General features: G+C 63.7%; 23 protein-coding genes and 1 tRNA gene. 16 read left to right on the top strand and 8 right to left on the bottom strand.

The window, feature by feature from the left end; genetic code table 11:
* Positions 1 to 2: 2 nt before the first annotated feature.
* Together IVB13_RS02795 and IVB13_RS02790 are read right to left on the bottom strand one after the other, a co-directional pair.
* Positions 3 to 365 (bottom strand): hypothetical protein, encoded by a 363-nt coding sequence (locus IVB13_RS02795; protein ID WP_085353356.1) that lies wholly within the window; start codon positions 363 to 365, stop codon positions 3 to 5.
* Between the two features lie 120 nt (positions 366 to 485).
* The gene (locus IVB13_RS02790) at positions 486 to 710 is read right to left on the bottom strand and encodes a hypothetical protein (protein WP_018455102.1); all 225 of its coding nucleotides are present in this window, start codon (positions 708 to 710) and stop codon (positions 486 to 488) included.
* A 353-nt stretch (positions 711 to 1,063) separates the two neighbouring features.
* On the opposite strand from IVB13_RS02790, the gene IVB13_RS02785 reads away from it, so the two are divergent.
* Positions 1,064 to 1,957 (top strand): hypothetical protein, encoded by an 894-nt coding sequence (locus IVB13_RS02785; RefSeq protein ID WP_018455101.1) that lies wholly within the window; start codon positions 1,064 to 1,066, stop codon positions 1,955 to 1,957.
* Positions 1,958 to 2,012: 55 nt separating this feature from the next.
* Here the strand turns inward: IVB13_RS02785 and pepT are convergent, their stop codons facing one another.
* The 6 genes from pepT to IVB13_RS02755 form a co-directional block, all read right to left on the bottom strand.
* A complete protein-coding gene (gene pepT, locus IVB13_RS02780) occupies positions 2,013 to 3,263 on the bottom strand; it encodes a peptidase T (protein ID WP_085353354.1) in 1,251 nt (416 codons plus the stop codon).
* 102 nt (positions 3,264 to 3,365) lie between these two features.
* Positions 3,366 to 3,680: an HU family DNA-binding protein gene (locus IVB13_RS02775; RefSeq protein WP_085353352.1), complete on the bottom strand. Its 315-nt coding sequence runs from the start codon at positions 3,678 to 3,680 to the stop codon at positions 3,366 to 3,368.
* Positions 3,681 to 3,873: 193 nt separating this feature from the next.
* Positions 3,874 to 3,950 (bottom strand) — tRNA-Asp (locus IVB13_RS02770).
* Between the two features lie 160 nt (positions 3,951 to 4,110).
* The gene (locus IVB13_RS02765; RefSeq protein ID WP_247397079.1) at positions 4,111 to 4,314 is read right to left on the bottom strand and encodes a hypothetical protein; all 204 of its coding nucleotides are present in this window, start codon (positions 4,312 to 4,314) and stop codon (positions 4,111 to 4,113) included.
* A gap of 141 nt (positions 4,315 to 4,455) precedes the next feature.
* Positions 4,456 to 5,751 (bottom strand): MFS transporter, encoded by a 1,296-nt coding sequence (locus IVB13_RS02760; RefSeq protein WP_346659038.1) that lies wholly within the window; start codon positions 5,749 to 5,751, stop codon positions 4,456 to 4,458.
* A gap of 60 nt (positions 5,752 to 5,811) precedes the next feature.
* Entirely contained in the window at positions 5,812 to 7,002 is a 1,191-nt protein-coding gene (locus tag IVB13_RS02755) for an aromatic ring-hydroxylating dioxygenase subunit alpha (RefSeq protein WP_247375171.1), read from the bottom strand.
* 180 nt (positions 7,003 to 7,182) lie between these two features.
* Here IVB13_RS02755 and IVB13_RS02750 point away from each other — a divergent pair, with 180 nt between their 5' ends.
* The 15 genes from IVB13_RS02750 to nuoK all read left to right on the top strand — a co-directional run bounded on the left by IVB13_RS02750 (position 7,183) and on the right by nuoK (position 21,215).
* On the top strand, positions 7,183 to 7,698 hold the full coding sequence (locus tag IVB13_RS02750; RefSeq protein ID WP_247397082.1) for a MarR family transcriptional regulator: 516 nt from the start codon (positions 7,183 to 7,185) through the stop codon (positions 7,696 to 7,698).
* 187 nt (positions 7,699 to 7,885) lie between these two features.
* On the top strand, positions 7,886 to 10,135 hold the full coding sequence (locus tag IVB13_RS02745; protein ID WP_247397174.1) for a TonB-dependent siderophore receptor: 2,250 nt from the start codon (positions 7,886 to 7,888) through the stop codon (positions 10,133 to 10,135).
* Between the two features lie 572 nt (positions 10,136 to 10,707).
* On the top strand, positions 10,708 to 11,073 hold the full coding sequence (locus IVB13_RS02740) for an NADH-quinone oxidoreductase subunit A (protein WP_008136158.1): 366 nt from the start codon (positions 10,708 to 10,710) through the stop codon (positions 11,071 to 11,073).
* Positions 11,070 to 11,651 (top strand): NADH-quinone oxidoreductase subunit B, encoded by a 582-nt coding sequence (locus IVB13_RS02735; RefSeq protein WP_026232875.1) that lies wholly within the window; start codon positions 11,070 to 11,072, stop codon positions 11,649 to 11,651. The genes IVB13_RS02740 and IVB13_RS02735 overlap by 4 nt, the downstream gene beginning before the upstream one ends.
* Before the next feature lie 11 nt (positions 11,652 to 11,662).
* On the top strand, positions 11,663 to 12,277 hold the full coding sequence (locus tag IVB13_RS02730) for an NADH-quinone oxidoreductase subunit C (RefSeq protein WP_247298469.1): 615 nt from the start codon (positions 11,663 to 11,665) through the stop codon (positions 12,275 to 12,277).
* A 2-nt stretch (positions 12,278 to 12,279) separates the two neighbouring features.
* A complete protein-coding gene (locus IVB13_RS02725) occupies positions 12,280 to 13,476 on the top strand; it encodes an NADH-quinone oxidoreductase subunit D (RefSeq protein ID WP_018455091.1) in 1,197 nt (398 codons plus the stop codon).
* Positions 13,476 to 14,438, top strand: a complete 963-nt coding sequence (locus tag IVB13_RS02720) for an FkbM family methyltransferase (protein WP_085384779.1) — start codon at positions 13,476 to 13,478, stop codon at positions 14,436 to 14,438. Before IVB13_RS02725 ends, IVB13_RS02720 begins: the two co-directional genes overlap by 1 nt.
* Before the next feature lie 12 nt (positions 14,439 to 14,450).
* Positions 14,451 to 15,062 (top strand): NADH-quinone oxidoreductase subunit NuoE, encoded by a 612-nt coding sequence (gene nuoE, locus IVB13_RS02715; RefSeq protein ID WP_247487589.1) that lies wholly within the window; start codon positions 14,451 to 14,453, stop codon positions 15,060 to 15,062.
* The gene (locus IVB13_RS02710; protein WP_204511346.1) at positions 15,062 to 15,265 is read left to right on the top strand and encodes a hypothetical protein; all 204 of its coding nucleotides are present in this window, start codon (positions 15,062 to 15,064) and stop codon (positions 15,263 to 15,265) included. The genes nuoE and IVB13_RS02710 overlap by 1 nt, the downstream gene beginning before the upstream one ends.
* A gap of 15 nt (positions 15,266 to 15,280) precedes the next feature.
* Positions 15,281 to 16,606, top strand: a complete 1,326-nt coding sequence (nuoF, locus tag IVB13_RS02705; protein WP_247487588.1) for an NADH-quinone oxidoreductase subunit NuoF — start codon at positions 15,281 to 15,283, stop codon at positions 16,604 to 16,606.
* A gap of 5 nt (positions 16,607 to 16,611) precedes the next feature.
* On the top strand, positions 16,612 to 18,687 hold the full coding sequence (gene nuoG / locus IVB13_RS02700) for an NADH-quinone oxidoreductase subunit NuoG (protein WP_247487585.1): 2,076 nt from the start codon (positions 16,612 to 16,614) through the stop codon (positions 18,685 to 18,687).
* A 4-nt stretch (positions 18,688 to 18,691) separates the two neighbouring features.
* A complete protein-coding gene (gene nuoH, locus IVB13_RS02695) occupies positions 18,692 to 19,759 on the top strand; it encodes an NADH-quinone oxidoreductase subunit NuoH (RefSeq protein ID WP_018455085.1) in 1,068 nt (355 codons plus the stop codon).
* Positions 19,760 to 19,773: 14 nt separating this feature from the next.
* Positions 19,774 to 20,262, top strand: a complete 489-nt coding sequence (nuoI, locus tag IVB13_RS02690) for an NADH-quinone oxidoreductase subunit NuoI (protein ID WP_026232873.1) — start codon at positions 19,774 to 19,776, stop codon at positions 20,260 to 20,262.
* A 9-nt stretch (positions 20,263 to 20,271) separates the two neighbouring features.
* Entirely contained in the window at positions 20,272 to 20,910 is a 639-nt protein-coding gene (locus tag IVB13_RS02685; protein ID WP_018455084.1) for an NADH-quinone oxidoreductase subunit J, read from the top strand.
* A complete protein-coding gene (gene nuoK, locus IVB13_RS02680; RefSeq protein ID WP_007603558.1) occupies positions 20,907 to 21,215 on the top strand; it encodes an NADH-quinone oxidoreductase subunit NuoK in 309 nt (102 codons plus the stop codon). The genes IVB13_RS02685 and nuoK overlap by 4 nt, the downstream gene beginning before the upstream one ends.
* The last annotated feature ends 53 nt before the right edge of the window (positions 21,216 to 21,268 follow it).

The raw sequence follows: 21,268 nt of genomic DNA, 5'->3' as shown, positions 1-21,268 counted from the left end.
GTTCAGGCCATATGTTTGGGAGGCGGGGAGTCGGTGTCGGGAACAATGCCGGCGAGCCGGGGTGCGCGTTGCGGGCGCGATGCGGACACGAGCCCGATCGATCCGGCCGGTGGCGTCGGCTGCGCCACCGTCACCGAGAAGCAGCCATGGCAATGATGCCCGCCGATGGCCTTGTGGTCGTTGTGATCCGCCGAGCCGTCAAGCACCGCGCTGATCTCCGAGCCGCCACCGGGCGTGGTGACGTCGATGTCGTGCAGGCCATGCAGCGCTCCCGCGAGCAGGTAGACGACCGCGATCAGCACAGACAGCAGCCCGCGCCAGTTGCGCGGCCGGCATGATCCTGAGGGCTGGCGGTTCGCGAGCACGACGTCACTCTGGTTGCGGTCTGCGCCCGGCCTAGCATGGCGTTGGGAACAGTGTCGACCCGCAACATTGTTACGTTCCGGGAACAATTGCCGCAGCGCTCGCGAAGACGGCAGCTCTTCTCATTGGCGTGTGATCAAGCTCAGCCGAGCATCGGCTGCCGCTCCGCGTGCCACGTTCGGCATATCGCCGCCTTCGACCGTGACGACGGCGCGGCAGCCCGCTTCCATGGCCCGTTCCAGCCATTTGATGGCTTCATCGATCCACTGGTCGTGGTGCTCGGGATCGGCGATCGCCTTTTCCCGGAATGCATCTGCCTGATGAAGGCACGCGGTTCTGCGATCCACGCGGCTCTCCCGATCCGGAGGTTCCCGCCCCGAGCGCATCCTTGATGATCCGAGAGCCGGCGTCGTTAACATAGGACAGGAACCGGCGCACAAAAAGAAAGCCCCAGCCGGGACTTACCGGCTGAGGCTTTCGTGCTCACAAACTTCATCCTTGGGACTTGGACAGATAATCCGCATCGCGCGGGTTCGTTCCCGCGGGCTCGGTCCAATTTGGAACGTTCCTTGTTCATTGTGATTAGCGACGAGGAGAAATTGAGGAGGACGGACCATGGACGGATTGATTTATCTCATCGGCTTGATCGTGGTGGTCATGGCGATCTTGTCGTTCTTCGGCTTGCGCTGAGAGAGCGGCGATGACCATGGAAACTCTCATACGGGAAGACATCGTGGAAGGCGGCGGCGTCGCTGCCGATGAAAGGCGCATCATCCAGTGGAGCTCGGTGATCGCAGGCGCTTTGGCTGCCGGCGCAATGTCGTTCATCCTGGTCGGCTTTGGAGTCGCCGTCGGCCTGGGCGTCAGTTCAGCCTCGCCGACATGGCGCGATGCATCGGCGGCGCTGGCTTTGCTGTCGGGGCTGTATCTGATCATCCAGGCGATTATCAGCTTCGGCTTCGGCGGCTATATCGCCGGCCGGACGACGCGACCAGCCCCGGCGGTCACAACGATCGAAGACGAGGGCGAACGGCGGGACGGGCTGCATGGCCTGATGTCCTGGGCGCTCGCCGTGCTGCTTGGTGCCGCTCTGCTCGCGATGCTCGGCGCAGCTGCGATTGACCGCTCGCCGATGCGCAGTTCGGCGAGCAGTACCTCCGCCGCCGAGCCTCTGTTGAGCTACGAGCTGGATAAGCTGTTTCGCGCAGCGCGGCGGCCCCCCAACACCGACCTCAGGGAACCTCGTGCCGAAGCGGGACGCATCCTGATGACGTCGTCGAGCCACAGCGGCGTCAGCACCGATGACCGGGCCTACCTCGTGCAGCAGGTGGCCGCGTTGACGGGACTTGCAGCACCCGACTCGGAGCGACGGGTCGACACGCTGATCGCGGATTCAAGGACGGCCATCAATCGGGCGCGGCGTAACTCCATCATCGTCGCCTTCTCCGTTGCGGCAGCAACCCTGATCGGCGCTGCGGTGGCCTGGGCTGCGGCTGTTGCCGGTGGCCGGCATCGCGACGGCGCGCCGCTCCCGAACTGGATGGCGAGCTCCAACCGCTTCCATCGCTCTCCGCGTGCGATGCGGGTGCCGTAACGTGCAGGACGATGGCCGGGAGCGATCCCGGCCATATTGCCTTTTGACGAGAGGCCTAAGCCTTCTCCTCCCAGATCATGGCGAGATGGACGATCGTCTGCACCGCCTTCTCCATGTCCTGCCGGCTGACCCATTCGAGCCGGGAGTGAAATGCGTGCTCGCCGGCGAAGATGTTGGGGCAGGGCAGTCCCATGAAGGACAGGCGGGAGCCGTCGGTGCCGCCGCGGATCGCGGTGCGCATCGGGCGCAGGCCGGCGCGGCGGATCGCTTCGATGGCGTATTCAAGAATGTGCGGGTGGCGATCGATCACCTGCTTCATGTTGCGGTACTGCTCCCGCACCTCGAATGTGTAAGTCGAGCGCGGAAAATCCTTCATCACGTCCTTGACGATGTTCTCGAGCAGGATCTCCTTCTCCTTCAGCCCTTCCTCGGTGAAGTCGCGCACAATGAAGGAGAGCGTAGCCTGCTCCAGCGCACCCTCGATCCCGATCGGATGCAGAAAACCCTGCTTGCCTGATGTCGTCTCGGGCGAGCAGCCTTCCCGGGGCAGGCGCTCGACGATGGCGGCGGCGATCTTGATGGCGTGCTCCATCTTGCCCTTGGCATAGCCGGGATGGGCGCTGACGCCGTTGATGGTGATGGTGGCGCCGTCCGCCGAGAAGGTCTCGTCCTCGACGCTACCCGCGCTCTCGCCGTCCATGGTGTAGCCGAAATCAGCGCCGAGCTTCTTGATGTCGACATTGTCGACGCCGCGGCCGATCTCCTCGTCCGGCGTGAACAGGATCTTGATGGTGCCGTGCTTCACTTGCGGGTTGTTGATGAAGAAATGCGCGGCATCCATGATCTCAGCCACGCCGGCCTTGTTGTCGGCACCGAGCAGCGTGGTGCCGTCGGTGGTGATGATGTCGTTGCCGATCTGGTTCTTCAGCGCCGGATGCTCGGCGAAGCGGATCACCTGGCTGGTATCGCCCGGCAGCGTGATGTCGCCGCCGCGATAGTTCTTCACCATCTGCGGCTTGACGTTCTTGCCGGTGACGTCGGGCGAAGTGTCCATGTGCGAGCAGAAGCAGATCACCGGTACCTTCTTAGGTGTGTTGCCCGGAATCGTTCCATAGACGTAGCCGAAGTCGTCGAGATGCGCGTCCTCGACGCCCATGGCCTTCAGTTCGGCGGCGAGCACGCGGCCGAGGTCCTTCTGCTTCTCCGTCGAGGGCGAGCTCGGGGATTCCGGATCGGACTGGGTGTCGATGGTGACGTAGCGCAGGAAGCGCTCGGTCACGGTATGCGAAAAGGTGAGGGAGGACATTTCTGGTCAAACCGCCGGGTCAGGGGAGAGAGGCGGTATACCAGAAAAGCAGGGTGCGGTGAGGCCGGAGGAGGCTGATCAGGCTTAACGAAACGTGAGTGGTCAGATCGCCTCTTTTAGTTCCTTGACGGGGCGGAAGGCGACCTTCTTGGTGGCTTTGATGTGGATCGGCTCGCCCGTGGCGGGATTGCGGCCGGTGCGGGCGGCGCGCTTGCGGACCTGGAGGATGCCAAGGCCGACGATGCGGACGCGGTCGCCCTTCTTCAGGTGCTTGGTGATGAGTTCGACCATGTCGGTCAGAACGGCCTCGGCGCGCTTCTTCGACAGGTCCTGGCTCTCCGCAATGTCGGCGGCGAGGTGCTTGAGCGTGATGGTGGCGGGCGCGGCAGCCTTCTTCGTGGAATCCTTCTTAGCCATATCTGGCCTCCTCAATCACAGGGGCCCCGGAAAAGGCGGTAAAGGGTGGGGATCCCTCCAAGTCCTGGAAGGCCTAGACGATTCGGGCTTCGGCTGACTATGGCGCAAGTTCTCGACGGATGCCGGCAATCGCCGTCACAGCCGCGAAAGGCGTGTAGAAGTTTGCTCTAAGGCTATGAAGGAATTGCCAAAATGGCGCGAGAGACGGGGCTCGAACCCGCGACCTCCGGCGTGACAGGCCGGCGCTCTAACCAACTGAGCTACTCCCGCGTGGTTCGCTGACAGCGCGCGGAACGAGGGGGGACTTAAAGGCGGGGCTGGGTGAAGTCAAGGATGTTGCGCTTCGTCGGCACATCCCGGCTAAGCATTGCTCTGGAAAACGAAAAAGGCCGCCAGGCGGCGGCGTCTGTCAGCCCCGAGCGGGGCGGTGTCAGCGGATCTCCGACGTCCCTGCGCTCGTCACCACCACCGGCTTCCCGGCCTTGATCACATGGGCGGAATGGGCGGTCTGGCTGTAATCGGCATTGGTGCGGGCTGCGATCCCGAAGCCGGCCACTGCAATTCCGGCCACCAGCGCCACCACCACGATCTTCAGGTGGGTCGCACGATCAGCAGAGTGGATAGAGTGGTTCATCTGAGCCTCCCGACGGGCTTTGCCGCCGTCTATGGCTCGTCTTGTAAAGACCGTCTGTTTCCGGATGGTTTCGCGGGTTCCGCAAAATGGTTTCATTAATGCGCTCGGTTGGTTTCGCTGGGCTTGCGGCCTGTACCGGCGTCAGGCGGCCGCCCGGCCGATATCGTCCCGGATCGAGCGCGCCGCCCAGACGAACAGGAGTGCCCCCAGCGTGGTCGTGACCGCCGCCGAGAGCAGGGAATAGCGCACCGCGTCGGCGCCGTAAGCGCCCTTCAGGGCATCGTTGACCACGCCCACGGCGAGCGGGCCGAGGCCCTGGCCGAAGCAGGTGGCAGTGAGCGCGATCAGGGCGGAGGCCAGCGCCCGCATGCTCGGCTTGGCGACCGTCTGCGCGATCGCGAAGATCGGTCCGAGATGGAAGCCGACCAGGAACGAGGTCAGCGCCAGCGTGGCCACCATCAGCGCAAAGTCCTGCGTCAGCATGCACAGCGCGAACACCGGGCCGGCAAGGCCCGAGGTGATGGCGGGCGCCCACAGCTTCCAGCGGTCGTCGCAGCGGCTGATCTGCGCCACCACGAAGCCGCCGAGCAGGGTGCCGGCCATGCCGGCGAGACCCTTGAAGGTGCCGGCATAGGTGCCGATCTCCGCGCTCGACAGATGGTGCACACGCGCCAGGAACGGCGGGATCCACGCCGCGGTCGCATAGTTCGTGTAAGTGGTGAGACAGAAGCCGATCAGCACGATGATGAAGCTTCGCTGCGAGGCCAGGAAGCGCAGCGTCGGCCCGAGCGGCTCGGGCACGAAATTCTCCTGCATGGCGCCGCGCTTCGGCTCGGAGATCGTCAGCCACAGGACAATAGCAAGCAGGATGCCGGGCAGGCCCGCAACGTAGAACGCCATCCGCCAGCCATAGTGCTGGTTGACGTACCCGCCCACGAAATAGCCGAGGAATACGCCGAGATAGGTGCCGACGGCGTAGATGCCGAGCGCGCGCGGACGCTCGTTCTTGGCGAAGAGGTCGGCCACGATCGATTGCGAGGCGGGCGAGCCTGCGGATTCGCCGATGCCGACGCCGATCCTCGCCAGCGCCAACGAGGTGACGCTCGAAGCGGCGCCGCACAACGCCGTCATCGCGCTCCAGAACGCGAAGGCGGCGGCGACGATGTTGCGCCGGTTGAGCCGGTCGGCGACGCGCGCGATGGGGATGCCGAGCAGGGAGTAGAACAGCGCGAATCCGAAGCCCGCGAGCAGGCCCATCATGGTATCGCTGAGCTGAAACTCCTTCTTGATCGGCTCGATCAGCACGTTGAAGATCGTGCGGTCGAGGAAGTTCAGCGCGTAGATGATCGTGAGCAGGCCTAGCACGTAATAGCGCCGCGCCGAGGGCTTTGCCGTCGCGGCCGTTTGCACCGACATTTGTGACGTCACATCGACCATCGCTTCCCCCAATTAGTCTTTGTTATCGTTGTCGGTCCAGCCCTGATTGGGGCTGGCAGGTCAGCCTTCGCGGATGTAATTCCCCGCTTCGAATTCGACGGGAGGCGCGCTTGCATCGAACGAGATTCCGATCGGATCGCGGCCTGCTTCCATCGCCTCGAGCTGGTCGCTCAGCATGCGTCGGATCATGAGGATGCCGCGGTCGCTCTGGCCGAAATGCTCCTCGGAATGGATGGTCTGCGGTCCCTGGCCGACCTGGGCTTCGTAATCGCCCGGAAATCGCTGATGTTCTTCCTCGGTCATGTCCCACCAGAATTTGCCGTTGAATTTCGAGCGCATGCGACCGATGTCGCCGGCGTTCTTGACGCGGCCGGCGACGTAGATGCGGAACGAGGTGTCGTCGATCGGCAGCGTCCAGCCGATCGACTCGACGCGGGCGAATTGCGCCACGCGCGGGTTTGGCACAACGCGCAAGGTGGGGAGCGCCGCCTCGGTGACGCGGTAAAACACCTTGCCGTCATCCTGCTTGCGGATCGAGCGCACGGCGATCCCGCGCGGCGTCTTGTCGAACGTCACCTCCGGCATCGATGCCATCATGTTGGTGAATTGCGGACCCGAGAACGAGCCGTGCAGCACCGGCACGTGGTAGGGATCGACCACGTTCTCGAAATGCTGGAGCCAGTTGCAGGGGATGATCGCGGGACCACCGCCGCCGATCGAGGAATCGTCGGCGTCGACGAACTCGCCGTCGTCCATGGTCTCCAGGCACTCATAGGCCGGCAGCACCGGGCGTTTCTCGGCGGGGCCCAGATAGGCGAAGATGAGCCCGTAGCGCTCCTCGACCGGATACCAGGGCTGGCGCACCTTGTCCTTGAACTGGCCGCCATCGGGCTCGCAGGGCTGCTCCAGGCAATGGCCCTCCGTGTCGAACTTCCAGCCGTGATAACAGCAGCGGATGCCGTCCTCCTCGACCTTGCCATAATAGAGCGTGGTGCCGCGGTGGCAGCAGCGGGCGTGCAGCAGGCCGGCGCGGCCGTGCTTGTCGCGGAACAGCACCAGATCCTCGCCGAGCGCGCGGACCTTCTTCGGAGTGTCGGTTGCGTCTCTGATGAGCCCGACCGGATGCCAGTAGCGGCGGAGCAGTTCGCCCATCGGCGTGCCGCGCATGACCGAGGTGAGCTCGGTGCGGGTGTGCGCCGGCTTCATCGCATAGGCCGTTCCGAGATCGCGATCCCGCTGCGTGATGGTCATGCTGGTCCTCCCGCAATCGGCCGTACCGGCCGGGCTTTTTTGATGCCTTGTACCAAGTGAAGATTAGATCGATGACAATGTCAACGATTTCCAAATGCCTCTTAATCGCATTCGGATCAGGCTGGGGAGGTCGCGCTACCAAGACTTGGCACGCCGCGGCTTTCTTGGCAGAGGTGGACCATGAGCCAGACATCAGGCAGGGACGGGCGCACATCGTCCGATGCGGACGAAAGTCAGTCGCTGGCGCCGATCACCGTCATGCTGTCGTCGCGGCTGATGGTGCTGGCCAATTTGCTCAAGCGCGGCGCCATCCTGCGCTACAAGCGTCTCGCCGGATTGTCATCGGTCGAGTTCGGCCTGGTCGCCTCGCTTGGCCGGCGGCCGCCGATGAGCGTGGCGCGGCTCGCGGAAGCCGTCGGCCAGGACAAGGGGCAGATCAGCCGCGCGCTTGCGGAACTCGTGTCGCGCAAGCTGATCGCGAAATCGGCGAACCCGAAGGATAGCCGCGAGGTGCTGGTCTCGCTGACCGCAACGGGCCTCGCGGCGCACGATGCGATCGTCGCCGGTGCGCAGGAGCGCAATCGGCGTTTGCGCGAACATCTGAGCGAAGCCGAGTTCGAGACGCTGCTGCGGCAGGTCGATCAATTGACGGCAATCGCCGCCGAGATGCTTGAGAGCGAGAAGATTTCGCGCTGACGTTTCGGCAATCCGGGAACATGTTGGATCGCTTCCAAGACCGTTTTTAAGACTCCTTCTAAGAGGCTTTCAATTAGGGAATTCGCGCGCGCTGCCCTAAGCGTCACCGCAAGCGCATGCCGTCATGGGCCGACAGCATGTGCCATCAGAACACGCAGTTTTGGGGTTGCGCGTGAACAGTCTTGGAATGCTGCGGTCGGCCATGTTGGCGACCGCATCCGCTTGGGTTTTGCTGCCGCAGGCATCGCTTGCACAATCTCCTGCGCAGATTGGCGCGCAGAACATTCCGTCGGTGACCGTCACCGCGCCGGAAGCGCGCCGACGAGCCATCTCCGTGCAGCGCCGTGCGCCGCGATCGTCCCAGCAGACCGCCAACCGAAACAGGCCGCAGCCGCCGCGCAATGTCGGTTTCGTCGAGACCCCGCTCGGCCCGGTGCACGGCTACGTCGCCGGCCGCAGCTCGTCCGGCACCAAGACCAACACGCCGATCATGGAGACGCCGCAGGCGGTGTCGGTGATCGGCGCGGAGCAGATTCGCGACCAGAAGGCGAACAAGCTCGACGAGGTCCTGCGCTATACTGGTGGAGTCCGCGCCGGGACCTTCGGCGCGGACACGCGCAACGACTGGTGGCTGATCCGCGGCTTTAAGTCCGACGACGTCGGACTGTTTCTCGACGGCATGCAGCTGTTCTACACCTCCTATGCGAGCTGGAAGCTCCAGACGCCCAACATGGAGCGCGTCGAGGTGCTGCGCGGTCCATCGGCCGTGCTCTATGGCGGATCGAGCCCGAGCGGCATCGTCAACGTCATCAGCAAGATGCCGCCGGCGGAGCCCGTCCGTTTCATCGAGACCGGCGTCAACAATTTCGGCAACGCCTATGTCGGCTTCGATGTTGCCGGTCCGGTCGCAACGAGCCACGAGAACGGCAAGCTGTTCTACCGCGTCGTCGGTCAGGTCCAGAACGGCCCCACGCAGGTCAATTTCACGCCGGACAACAACTACTTCATCGCGCCGTCGGTGACCTGGAAGCCGGACGCCGACACGAGGTTCACGGTACTGGCTTCAGCTTCCCGGCAGGAAACCCGTGGCATCAACTTCCTGCCCTATGAGGGCACGGTGACCAACGCTCGGTTCGGCAAGATCCCGACCAGCTTTTTCGCTGGCGATCCCAGCGTCGATAAGTTCACGCGCGAGCAGGAGATGCTTGGCTATCAGTTCGAGCGCAATCTCACCGACGATTTGACGTTCCGGCAGAATGCGCGCTTTGCCCATGTCGATGTGACCTATCGCGGCTATGTCGGCAATAATTGGGCTGACATCAACACGGCCAGTCTCGGTCGCTATAATTGGTATGCGAAGAACACCGCCAACCAGGCCAATCTCGACAATCAGCTGGAGTACCGCTTCAACACCGGCGCTGTGCGGCATACGATGCTGTTCGGGGTCGATTTGAAGGGCTACCAGATCGACGATTATCAGGCTTTCAACTTCGGCACCGTCCCTTCGATCAACGTCTTCAATCCCGCCTACGGGTTTGACATTCCGTTGACGGGCGCACCGTTCCGCAACTTCCAGATCACGCAGAAGCAGGCCGGCACCTATCTTCAGGACCAGATGAAGCTCGGCAACTTCACGCTGGTGCTGAGCGGCCGCAACGATTGGGTCGAGACGACGCAGGCTGCCCGTGATACCGGCGCCACGCTTGTCAGCCGCGACGACAGCAGGTTCAGCGGGCGCGCCGGGCTGATCTACAATTTCGACAACGGCATCGCGCCCTATGTGTCCTACGCCACGAGCTACAATCCGATCATCGGCCTCAACGCGCAAAACCAGCTGTTCCTGCCGGAGACCGGCCAGCAGACGGAAATCGGCGTGAAGGTCGCGCCGCGGGGATTTGACGGCTACTTCACCGCTTCGGTGTTCGACTTGAAACGTCAGCATGTGGCAACGACCGATCCTGTCGTCACGACCTTGCAGAACCAGACCGGCGAGGTGACCTCGCGCGGCATCGAGCTCGAAGCGGTGGCGAACGCCACGCGTGAGCTGAAGCTGATCGGCTCGTTCACGGCCTACCATTTGTTCAACAGCAGGGATCTGGACCCGTCTTTGGTCGGCAAGACCCCGACCAACACGCCTGAGCTCCTGGTGTCCGGCTGGGCGGACTACACCTTCAAGGACGGGCCACTCGCGGGGTTCGGCTTCGGCGGCGGTCTCCGCTATATCGGTTCGTCGTGGGCGGATACCGCCAATACCCTCGAGGTTCCCGCGGTCGTGCTCGGCGATCTCGCGTTCCACTATGAATGGCAGAACTGGCGCACCGCGCTGAACGTGATCAACCTGACCGACAAGATCTACGTCGCGAGCTGCGCGGCGGCGTCATCCTGCTTCTACGGCGACCGCCGGCGCGTCACCGCCAGCGTCTCCTACAAATGGTGAGGCAAATGACGAGAACAGGCGAGGGAAGGCCATCGTGAGAGCCTGACCGGCCCGTCGCCGGCTTCCACCACGAGATCGATGAGCTCGCGGGCCATGCCCCCCGGCCCGAAGCTCATGCGAGTGCGGCGCGCGACGACCCAGCCATGTCGCCGCCGCGCTCGCCACCCATTTTCCGCTGCGGCGAAGTGGGCGCCTCCTGCCCGACACATTCGCCAGACGAGCCCAGGTCCGATCGTGATGCATGGCTCCCGGATCGCTCGCCCGATAATGGGCACGCTTGGCCTCGTTATAATCTGGACTTTGCAGCGTCGCGGCCTAGATAAAGTGAGCCTTCCCAACCACGGACGTCACGGCCCAGCGCGTGTGGACTGATCGGGGCGCCCTTGCTGGGGCTGTCGATCTGCTCCATACCAGCCGCGGGGTGATTCCGGGATTTCCACCGTTCTGAGGGCGACAAAGGGCCTAAAAAGAGCGTGTCTTGCGCCCATTGGTGCACTGCGCTAAGGCTCAGAACAATTCCAAACTGGACGAATCCGTGGCTGTCCCGAGGCTGCGGGAAAAAGGGCTCGTCAATGAGCGGCATTCTGCAGAACTATCTTCCACTCGTCGTCTTCATAGGGGTAGCGGGCCTCATTGGCCTGGTGCTGCTGATCGCGCCGTTCATCGTGGCGTTCCAGCAGCCGGACCCGGAAAAGCTGTCGGCGTATGAGTGCGGTTTCAACGCCTTCGACGACGCCCGCATGAAGTTCGACGTCCGCTTCTATCTCGTCGCCATCCTCTTCATCATCTTCGACCTCGAGGTGGCGTTCCTGTTTCCCTGGGCGGTGGCGTTCGGCAAGCTTGGCGCGACCGGCTTCTGGTCCATGGTGGTGTTCCTCGCCGTGCTGACGGTCGGGTTCGCCTATGAATGGAAGAAAGGCGCACTGGAATGGGATTGACCCCTACGTCGTCCGCCGGTCCGGTTCTCGCGCCGGCCCCCAAGGGCATCCTGGACCCGTCGACCGGCAAGCCGGTCGGGGCCAATGATCCGTTCTTCCTCGAGGTCAATTCGGAACTGTCCGACAAGGGCTTCTTCGTGGCCGCGACCGACGACCTCATCACCTGGGCGCGCACCGGCTCGCTGATGTGGATGACCTTCGGTCTCGCCTGCTGCGCGGTCGAGATGATGCAGGTCTCGATGCCGCGCTACGACGTCGAGCGCTTCGGCTTCGCGCCGCGCGCTTCACCGCGTCAGTCGGACGTGATGATCGTCGCGGGGACCCTGACCAACAAGATGGCGCCTGCGTTGCGCAAGGTCTACGACCAGATGCCCGAGCCGCGCTACGTCATCTCGATGGGCTCCTGCGCCAACGGCGGCGGCTATTATCACTATTCCTACTCGGTCGTGCGCGGTTGTGACCGCATCGTGCCGATCGACATCTATGTGCCGGGCTGCCCGCCCACGGCGGAAGCGCTGCTCTACGGCGTGCTGCTGCTGCAGAAGAAGATCCGCCGCACCGGCACAATCGAACGCTAAGGTTTTACGTCATGGACGACGCCAAGCTCGACGCCCTGGGGCAGACGATCGTTAGCGCGCTTCCGGGCGCCGCCATCGGTCATTCGGTGGCCTTCAACCAACTCACGGTGGATGTCGAGGTCAGCAAAATCGTCGAGGTGGTCAAGTACCTCCGCGATGACCCGAACTGCCGCTTCATCAACTTCACCGACATCACGGCCGCGGATTATCCGTCGCGCGAAAAACGCTTCGACGTGATCTATCACTTCCTGTCACCGACCCTGAACGCGCGGATCCGGCTCAAGGCGCAGGCCAACGAGACCACGCAGGTGCCCTCGCTGATCGAGGTGTTTCCCGGCGCCGACTGGTTCGAGCGCGAGGCCTATGACCTCTATGGCGTGATCTTCGTCGGTCATCCCGACATGCGCCGCCTCCTGACCGATTACGGCTTCGAGGGTCATCCGCTGCGCAAGGACTTCCCGACCACCGGCTTCCTCGAGGTCCGCTACGACGACCAGGAGAAGCGGGTGGTGTACGAGCCGGTCAGGCTCAACCAGGAATTCCGCAAGTTCGACTTTTTGTCCCCGTGGGAGGGCGCCGACTATCCGGTCCTTCCAGGGGATGAAAAAGCAGGGCCGAAGGTCTGATCATGAACGAGCAACCCGAAGTCCTTCGCAACTTCACCATCAACTTCGGTCCGCAGCATCCGGCGGCGCACGGCGTGCTGCGCCTGGTGCTGGAGCTTGACGGCGAAGTCGTCGCCCGCGTCGACCCGCATATCGGCCTGCTTCACCGCGGCACCGAAAAGCTGATCGAGCAGAAGACCTATCTGCAGGCGATCCCTTATTTCGACCGCCTCGACTACGTCGCGCCGATGAACCAGGAGCACGCCTTCTGCATGGCTGCAGAAAAGCTGCTCGGCATCGAGGTGCCGCGCCGCGCGCAGCTAATCCGCGTGCTCTATTGCGAGATCGGTCGCATCCTGTCGCATCTGCTCAACGTCACCACGCAGGCGATGGACGTCGGCGCACTGACCCCGCCGCTGTGGGGTTTCGAAGAGCGCGAAAAGCTGATGGTGTTCTACGAGCGCGCCTCCGGCAGTCGCATGCACGCAGCCTACTTCCGCGTCGGCGGCGTGCATCAGGACCTGCCGCAGAAGCTAGTCGACGACATCGACGCCTGGTGCGATCCGTTCCTGAAAGTGGTCGAAGATCTCGACCGGCTGCTCACCGCCAACCGCATCTTCAAGCAGCGCAACGTCGACATCGGCGTCGTGTCGCTGAAGGAAGCTTGGGAGTGGGGCTTCTCGGGCGTGATGGTGCGCGGCTCGGGCGCGGCGTGGGATCTGCGCAAGTCGCAGCCCTATGAATGCTACGCCGAGATGGATTTCGATATCCCGATCGGCAAGAACGGCGACTGCTATGACCGCTATCTGATCCGCATGGAAGAGATGCGCCAGTCCGTGCGCATCATGAAGCAGTGCATCCAGAAGCTGAACGCGGCCGACGGGAAGGGTCCCGTCGTCGTCGAGGACAACAAGGTCGCGCCGCCGCGCCGTGGCGAGATGAAGCGCTCGATGGAAGCGCTGATCCACCACTTCAAGCTCTACACCGAAGGCGTCCACGTGCCCGCCGGCGAGGTCTACGCCGCGGTCGAGGCGCCGAAGGGCGAGTTCGGCGTCTTTCTGATCTCGGACGGCACCAACAAGCCCTACAAGTGCAAGATCCGCGCGCCCGGCTTTGCGCATCTGCAGGCGATGGACCACATCTGCCGCGGTCATCTGCTCGCCGACGTCTCGGCGATCCTCGGCTCGCTCGACATCGTGTTCGGAGAGGTCGATCGGTGATGGCGCAGGCGCCGATCCAGTTTGACCGTGCCTCGGGGGCCCTTGAAGGGGCCAACCTGTGGGAGCGGACGGCTGCCTTGGCGCTGGTGACGGGATCGAAGATCTCGTCGCACTTCTCGCATATGGGCTACATCGCCTGCGCCAATCTGCTGCGCAAGACGCTGCCCGAGCGCAATATCGCGATCAAGCTCAACCCCGACGCCGTGTTCGAATTTCCCTACGGCGACGGCTATTGGAGCAAGCTGCTCAACCGCTCCTACAATTACGAGGACGAGCTGGAGCTGTTGTTCGCCGATTCCATCGACGTCGACTACACGCTGCTCGATTGCGGCGCGAATTACGGCTATTGGTCGGTGCTGGTGTCGAGCAAGCCGTTCGGCTCGCACAAGGCGATCGCGATCGAGCCGTCGGGGCAGAACTATCCGAAGCTTGACAACAACGCCCGCATTAACGCCAGCCGCTTCGAGACCATGAAATGCGCGATCGGCGCGGCCCGTGGCACCGCGCGTCTGTCAGGCACCAAGCACGAGGCCTTCAGCATCGCCGGCGATGCGTCGGCGGGCGGCGAGGATGTGCCGGTCATTGCGCTGGATAATCTGATCGACGACGGCAAGATCGCAGGCACCGGCAAGTACCTGATCAAGCTCGACGTCGAGGGCGTCGAGATCGAGGCGATCAAGGGCGGCGCCCGGCTGCTCCAGGCCGACAGCGTCATCATGTGCGAGGAGCACGGCAGCGACCGTTCGCACGCGGTCTCGCGCTACATCCTCGAACACACCCCGCTGAAGCTGATCGTCTACGATCCCAGCACCCGACGTATGGAAACGGTGACCGAGCTGTCGATCCTCGACCGCATCAAGGTCTCCACCCACGTCGGCTACAATGTTTTCGGCACCGCAAGCGCATTCTGGCAGGACAGGATCAATGCCCTGAATGCGAAAACAGCGCGCCGCGTGCAGTGAGAGATTGAAGAGATGTCCGTTCGCCGATTAGCACCGAAGGAAGTCCAGCCCGCGAGCTTTGCGTTCACGGAGGAAAACCTCGCGTTCGCCAAGCAGCAGATCGCGAAATATCCGGCCGGACGCCAGGCTTCGGCCGTCATCGCCATCCTCTGGCGGGCGCAGGAGCAGCACGACGGCTGGGTCTCGGAAGCCGCGATCCGCGTCATCGCCGACATGCTCGACATGCCCTATATCCGCGTGCTCGAGGTCGCGACCTTCTACACGATGTTCCAGCTGGGCCCGGTCGGCAAGAAGGCCCACGTCCAGGTCTGCGGCACCACGCCGTGTCGCCTGCGCGGCGCTGAGGATCTGATCCACGTCTGCGAGCACCGCATTCATCACGAGCCCTTCCATCTCTCCAAGGACGGCAATTTCAGCTGGGAAGAGGTGGAGTGCCTCGGTGCCTGCGTGAATGCGCCGATGGTGCTGATCGGCAAGGACACATATGAGGATCTGACGAAGGAAAGCTTCGGCAAGGTGCTCGATGGCTTTGCCTCGGGCAATCCGCCCAAGCCCGGTCCGCAGAACGGCCGCCAGTTCTCGGCGCCGACCGGTGGGCCGACCACGCTGAAGGAAATCACCTGATGCGTGATCTCTTACCGCCAGTTGAAGGGAGCAGTGTTGTGAAGAAGTGGGGCTTCGTCGCAATGCATTCCGCCGTGGCGGCCACCTTCATTTTCCTGCTTCAGCGCTTCGCCCTGAACGCGTCGCTGGAATCCAGTCTGCTCTGGGCGCTGACCTTCGCCGTCTGCGCCGCCGGGCTTGCCTACAAGCAAGCCAACCGTTGATCGGAAAGCACTGACATGCTCGAGGACAAGGACCGCATCTTCAAGAACCTCTACGGCCTCCACGATTGGGGCCTCGAGGGCGCGCGGCGCCGCGGCGCCTGGGATGGTACGAAGAACATCATCGACAAGGGCCGTGACTGGATCATCAACGAGATGAAGGCGTCGGGGCTGCGCGGCCGCGGTGGCGCCGGCTTCCCGACCGGCCTGAAATGGTCGTTCATGCCCAAGGAATCGACCGACGGCCGGCCGAGCTATCTCGTCGTCAACGCCGACGAATCCGAGCCCGGGACCTGCAAGGATCGCGAGATCATGCGGCACGATCCGCATCTCCTGATCGAGGGCTGCCTGATCGCGAGCTGCGCGATGAACGCGCATGCCTGCTACATCTATGTCCGCGGCGAGTTCATCCGCGAGCGCGAGCATCTCCAGGCGGCGATCGACCAGGCCTATGAGGCCAAGCTGGTCGGCAAGGATAACGTCAACGGCTGGCCGTTCGACATCTACGTCGCCCACGGCGCCGGCGCCTATATCTGCGGCGAGGAAACCGCGCTGCTCGAGAGCCTCGAAGGCAAGAAGGGCCAGCCGCGCCTGAAGCCGCCGTTCCCGGCCAATGTCGGCCTGTACGGCTGCCCGACCACCGTCAACAATGTCGAGTCGATCGCGGTTGCGCCGGACATCCTGCGCCGTGGCGCGGCATGGTTCGCCGGCATCGGTCGTCCGAACAATGTCGGCACCAAGCTGTTCTGCATCTCCGGCCATGTCGAGCGGCCCTGCAACGTCGAAGAGGCCATGGGCATTCCGTTCCGTGACCTGATCGAGAAGCATTGCGGCGGCATCCGCGGTGGTTGGGACAACCTCAAGGCCGTGATCCCCGGCGGCTCCTCCGTGCGCATGGTGCCGGCCGAGCAGATCATCGACACGCCGATGGATTTCGACAGCTTGAGCAAGCTGCGCTCGGGTCTCGGCACCGCGGCCGTGATCGTGATGGACAAGTCAACCGATTTGATCCGCGCCATCGCCCGCATCTCCTATTTCTACAAGCATGAGAGCTGCGGCCAGTGCACGCCGTGCCGCGAAGGCACCGGCTGGATGTGGCGCGTCTTGACCCGCATGGCCGAAGGCCGCGCCCACAAGCGCGAGATCGACATGCTGCTGGAAGTCACCAAGCAGGTCGAAGGCCACACCATCTGCGCGCTTGGCGACGCGGCGGCGTGGCCGATCCAGGGCCTGATAGCGCATTTCCGTCACGAGATCGAAGCGCGCATCGACCAATATTCGCACAAGTCCGACATCGACGATATCGGCGTCCGCGATCCCGTGAACATGGTCGCGGCGGAGTAGAGAGAATGACCAAGCTCATCATCGACGGTAAAGAGATCGATGTCCCCGCCGAATACACGCTGCTCCAGGCGTGCGAAGCGGCCGGCGCCGAGATTCCGCGCTTCTGCTATCATGAGCGGCTGTCGATCGCCGGCAATTGCCGGATGTGCCTCGTCGAGGTGAAGGGCGGCCCGAAGCCGGTCGCGAGCTGCGCCTGGGGCGTGCGCGATTGCCGTCCAGGCCCCAAGGGCGAGCCGCCGGAAATCTCCACCCGTTCGCCGATGGTGAAGAAGGCGCGCGAAGGCGTGATGGAATTCCTTCTGATCAACCATCCGCTGGATTGCCCGATCTGCGATCAGGGCGGCGAGTGCGACCTCCAGGACCAGGCGATGGGCTACGGTGTCGACACCAGCCGCTTCGCCGAGAACAAGCGCGCGGTCGAGGACAAATATCTCGGCGCGCTGGTCAAGACCTCGATGAACCGCTGCATCCAGTGCACCCGCTGCGTCCGCTTCTCGGCGGAAGTGGCCGGCGCCCCCGAAATGGGTGCGACCGGCCGCGGCGAGGACATGGAGATCACGACCTATCTCGAGCACGCGCTGACCTCGGAATTGCAAGGCAATCTCGTCGACATCTGCCCGGTCGGCGCGCTGACCTCGAAGCCCTATGCTTTCGCCGCGCGCCCGTGGGAGCTCGGCAAGACCCAGTCGATCGACGTGATGGACGGCGTGGGATCCGCGATCCGCGTCGACACCCGCGGCCGCGAAGTGATGCGTATCCTGCCGCGCATCAACGAGGCCGTGAACGAGGAGTGGATCTCCGACAAGACCCGTCACGTCGTCGACGGCCTGCGCACCCAGCGCCTCGACCGGCCCTATATCCGCGAAGCCGGCAAGCTGCGCGCGGCGAGCTGGCCCGAGGCCTTTGCCGCGATCGCCGCGAAAGCGGCCCGCACCGACGGCAAGCGCATCGGCGCGATCGCGGGCGACCTCGCCGGCGTCGAAGAGATGTTCGCGCTGAAGGACTTGCTGGCCCAATACGGCTCGGCCAATCTGGCGGTGCAGGGCGGCGACGCCTTCGATCCCGCGCTCGGCCGCGGCTCCTACATCTTCAATCCGACGCTCGCCGGCGTCGAGCAGGCCGATGCGCTGCTCATCATCGGCGCCAATCCGCGGAAAGAGGCGGCCGTGTTCAACGCCCGCATCCGCAAGCGCTGGCGCGCCGGCGGCTTCAAGGTCGGCGTGATCGGCGCCAAGCCCGACCTCACTTACGACTATGATCACCTCGGCGCGGGCACCGACACGCTCGGTGAGCTCGCGGCCGGCAAGCACTCCTTCATGGACGTGCTGAAGAACGCCGAGAACCCCATCATCCTGGTCGGCGCGGGCGCCGCCTCGCGCCACGACGGCGCCGCCATTCTCGCAGCCGCGGCCAAGCTCGCGCTCGACGTCGGCGCGCTCAAGGACGGCTGGAACGGCTTTGGCGTGCTGCACGAGAGCGCCTCGCGCGTCGGCGCGCTCGATATCGGCTTTGTCGCCGGTCAGGGCGGGCTGAATGCGGCGCAGATGACGACGTTCGGGACGCTCGATCTGCTGTTTCTGCTCGGCGCCGACGAGATCAAGCCGTCGGACGGCACCTTCGTCGTCTATATCGGCACCCACGGCGACCGCGGCGCCCATCGCGCCGACGTGATCCTGCCGGCCGCCGCCTATACCGAGAAGTCCGCGATCTACGTCAACACCGAAGGCCGCGTGCAAATGACCGGACGGGCCGCATTCCCGCCGGGCGAGGCCCGCGAGGACTGGGCGATTATCCGCGCGCTGTCGGAGGCGCTCGGCAAGAAGCTCGGCTATGACTCGCTTTCGGCCCTGCGCCAGGCGATCTTCAAGGCAGTGCCGCATCTGATCCGTCTCGACCAGATCGAGCCCGGCTCGGCCGACCAGATCAGGAAGCTCGCGGGGAAGGGCGGCTCGACGGAGAAGGCCCCGTTCAAGCCGCTTGTCGAGGACTTCTATTTGACCAACCCAATCGCGCGTGCGTCCGCCGTGATGGCGGAATGTTCGCGGCTTGCCTCCGGGCAGATGCTGACCGCAGCGGAGTGAGCCGATGGAATTCTTCGAAAGCGCATTCTGGACCGGGTTCCTCTGGCCGCTGATCATCATGATCGCGCAGAGCGTCCTGGTGCTGGTCGTTCTGCTGGTGGCGATCGCCTACATCCTGCTCGCCGACCGCAAGATCTGGGCGGCGGTGCAGATCCGCCGCGGCCCGAATGTGGTTGGTCCCTGGGGCCTGCTGCAATCCTTCGCCGACCTCCTGAAGTTCGTGCTGAAGGAGCCGATCATCCCGTCCGGCGCCAACAAGGGCGTGTTTCTTCTTGCTCCCTTGGTCTCGTGCGTGCTCGCGCTCGCGGCCTGGGCGGTGATCCCTACCAATCTCGGCTGGGTGATCTCCGACATCAACGTCGGCGTTCTCTTCATCTTCGCGATCTCGTCGCTGTCGATCTACGGCATCATCATGGCCGGCTGGTCGTCGAACTCGAAATATCCGTTCCTCGCGGCGCTGCGCTCGGCGGCGCAGATGGTGTCCTACGAGGTCTCGATCGGCTTCGTCATCATCACGGTGCTGCTCTGCGCCGGCACGCTGAACCTCTCGGCCGTGGTCGAGGCGCAGCATGTCCGCGGCCTCGCCAGCCTGATCGGGCTGCCGCAGCTCACCATCCTGAACTGGTACGTCTGGCCGCTGTTCCCGATGTTCGTGATCTTCTACGTCTCGGCGCTGGCTGAAACCAACCGCCCGCCGTTCGACCTCGTCGAAGCAGAATCCGAGCTCGTCGCCGGCTTCATGGTCGAGTACGGCTCGACGCCGTATCTTCTGTTCATGCTCGGCGAGTATGTCGCGATTGCCACGATGTGCGCGATGGCAACGATCCTGTTCCTCGGAGGCTGGCTGCCGCCGGTGGACCTGCCGCCCTTCAACTGGGTGCCGGGGATCATCTGGTTCTCGCTGAAACTGTTCTTCATGTTCTTCCTGTTCGCGATGGCCAAGGCGATCGTGCCGCGCTACCGCTACGATCAACTGATGCGCCTCGGCTGGAAAGTGTTCCTGCCGTTGTCGCTAGCGATGGTGATCGTGGTGGCCGGTGTGCTGCACTTCGCCGACATCGCGCCGAAGTGAGGGCCGTCATGGGTATCAACATCAACGCCACTGCACGCTCGCTCCTGCTGTCGGAATTCGTCTCGGCGTTCTTCCTCGCCATGCGCTATTTCTTCCAGCCGAAGCCGACGCTGAACTATCCCTTCGAGAAGGGCCCGATCTCGCCGCGCTTCCGCGGCGAGCATGCGCTGCGCCGCTATCCGAACGGCGAAGAGCGATGCATCGCCTGCAAGCTGTGCGAAGCGGTCTGCCCGGCGCAGGCCATCACCATCGAAGCCGGCCCGCGCCGCAACGACGGCACCCGCCGCACCGTGCGCTACGACATCGACATGGTGAAGTGCATCTATTGCGGCCTCTGCCAGGAAGCCTGTCCGGTCGATGCCATCGTCGAAGGTCCGAACTTCGAGTTCGCGACCGAGACCCGCGAGGAACTGTTCTATGACAAGGCCAAGCTGCTCGCCAATGGCGACCGCTGGGAACGCGAGATCGCGAAAGCGATCGAACTCGACGCGCCGTACCGGTGAGATGAGAGCATGATCCTTCCCGCGCTGTTCTTCTATCTGTTCGCCGGCGTCTGTGTCGCCTCGGCGGTGATGGTGATTGTCTCGCGCAATCCCGTGCACTCGGTGCTGTACCTGATCCTGGCCTTCGTCAACGCCTCCGGTCTGTTCGTGTTGATGGGCGCCGAATTCCTCGCGATGATCCTGATCGTCGTCTATGTCGGTGCGGTCGCGGTCCTGTTCCTGTTCGTGATCATGATGCTCGACGTCGACTTCCTCGAGCTGCGCGAGGGCTTCATCGAATACCTGCCGGTCGGCCTCGTGATCGGCGGCATCTTCCTGTTCGAGCTGCTGCTCACGGTCGGCTTCTGGGTCATCAACCCCGGCGTCGCCAAGACGATCACGGCGGCGATCCCGACCAACGTCTCCAATACCGAGGCGCTCGGCCTGGTGCTCTATACCAAGTACATCCACTACTTCCAGCTCTCGGGCATGGTGCTGCTGGTCGCGATGATCGGCGCCATCGTGCTGACGCTGCGGCACAAGGCGAGCGTCAAGCGGCAGGACATCAACATTCAGAACGCGCGCACGCCCGAAATAGCGATGGCGATACGCAAGGTGGCGCCGGGGCAGGGGCTCCAGGACTCTGACGCGGCGGAGTGGGTGAAATGACGATCGGGCTCGGACACTATCTTGCGGTCGGCGCGATCCTGTTCACGCTCGGGATCCTCGGCATCTTCCTGAACCGCAAGAACATCATCGTCATCCTGATGTCGATCGAGCTGATCCTGCTCGCGGTCAACGTCAACCTCGTGGCGTTCTCGACCTTCCTCGGCGACATCGTCGGGCAGGTCTTCGCGCTCCTGGTGCTCACCGTCGCGGCCGCTGAAGCCGCGATCGGTCTCGCCATCCTGGTGGTCTATTTCCGCAACCGCGGCTCGATCGCGGTTGAGGACGTCAATCTGATGAAGGGCTGATCGCATGATCCGGAAAAGTGGACACCGGTTTTCCGACCAGATCATGCGGAAAG

It is taken from the genome of Bradyrhizobium sp. 17 (assembly GCF_023073515.1).
Taxonomy (GTDB): Bacteria; Pseudomonadota; Alphaproteobacteria; order Rhizobiales; family Xanthobacteraceae; genus Bradyrhizobium; species Bradyrhizobium canariense_D.
The sequence above is the reverse complement of the archived record's forward strand: the minus strand, read 5'-3'. Positions and strand labels throughout refer to the sequence as shown.